This is a genomic window from Brachybacterium tyrofermentans (genome assembly GCF_039526165.1).
In the GTDB taxonomy this organism is placed as follows: domain Bacteria; phylum Actinomycetota; class Actinomycetes; order Actinomycetales; family Dermabacteraceae; genus Brachybacterium; species Brachybacterium tyrofermentans.
On the sequence record NZ_BAAAIR010000064.1, the window covers coordinates 1 to 1,057 of the forward strand.

At 59.9% G+C, this 1,057-nt stretch carries 1 protein-coding gene; it reads right to left on the reverse strand.

The window, feature by feature from the left end; translation table 11 throughout:
* Window positions 1-897: a serine hydrolase domain-containing protein gene (locus ABD093_RS18220; protein WP_343926288.1), complete on the reverse strand. Its 897-nt coding sequence runs from the start codon at window positions 895-897 to the stop codon at window positions 1-3.
* Window positions 898-1,057: the final 160 nt, after the last annotated feature.

Genomic DNA, 1,057 nt, shown 5'->3' on the forward strand with positions numbered 1-1,057 from the left:
TTAGCCTGCCAAGCGGGTGGTAGCCGATGCCCTGTGAGAATTTCGCTTGAGGCGTGCAACGGTCTTGTTGACCCGCCCTGCGTTGTACCCCAGAGTATGCACAGTAACCGCCTTCAACCCGTCATAGGAAATCCCGACGAACGCGGCATGATCCAAGGTTCCCCCGTCATGCCAGTATTGTTCTCCGTCATCCCCCCACCCGAATGGTTTTTCCCCAGGCGTTTGCTGTGCGCGGGTAATGGCGTACCGTTCGAGCGCATCGAAGGTGCCGTGGAGGCCTCCCGCGCCGACGAATGGACCAGAAAGCTTCCACTGCCTGCACGCGCGGCCAGTCCAGGTATGGAGGACGGGAACACTATTTGGATCTGGGTCTATCGAGACGTCCGTGACTCCGAGCGGGGTGAAGACGTGTCGCTCCGCGAGCGTCCACCAGTCGTTCCCGGTGGCCACCTCAAGCAGACGCGTGAGGACCGCGTATCCAAGATTCGAGTACTCGAACGAGCCCACAGGGCCGCGCAGTTGCTCTGATATGTCAGGCAAAACGTCGGAGTCGAAACGCTCAGTGGTGTACTTCGCGTAAGGATCGCGAGCATCGGCCGTAGTCTTGATCATTCCCTTGGGCAGCCTCGGTAGCCCCGAGGTGTGTTCCGCAAGACTGCGAACATCCACTTCCCTCGGGAGTCCTGTCTCCGGCAGAAACTCGCTCACGGGCGATGACAAACTGATCGAGCCCTCACGGTCAAGAAGCTCTGCAATCCGGGCAGTGACAGTCTTTGTGACAGATCCCCACTCAAGCATCGGATCCCCCTGGTGCAACGACCCGGTCTGCTCCACCTCGATGCGCCCAGCGTTCCGGAAGCGGTAAGCCTCGCTCTTCGTGCGCACTATCCAGCTCATGACGCCAAGCCTATCTGCGCAGCTCAAAGAGGTCGAAGTAAATGTTCACCGGGCTTTCGCGGAGCGCGGTCAAGGTGCTCCAGCTCACTCAGTAAGATCCGGCGCCAACCCCGAGCAACTGTCCATCGGAACCTGTCGGACTTGTTCAACGCGCCCTAGC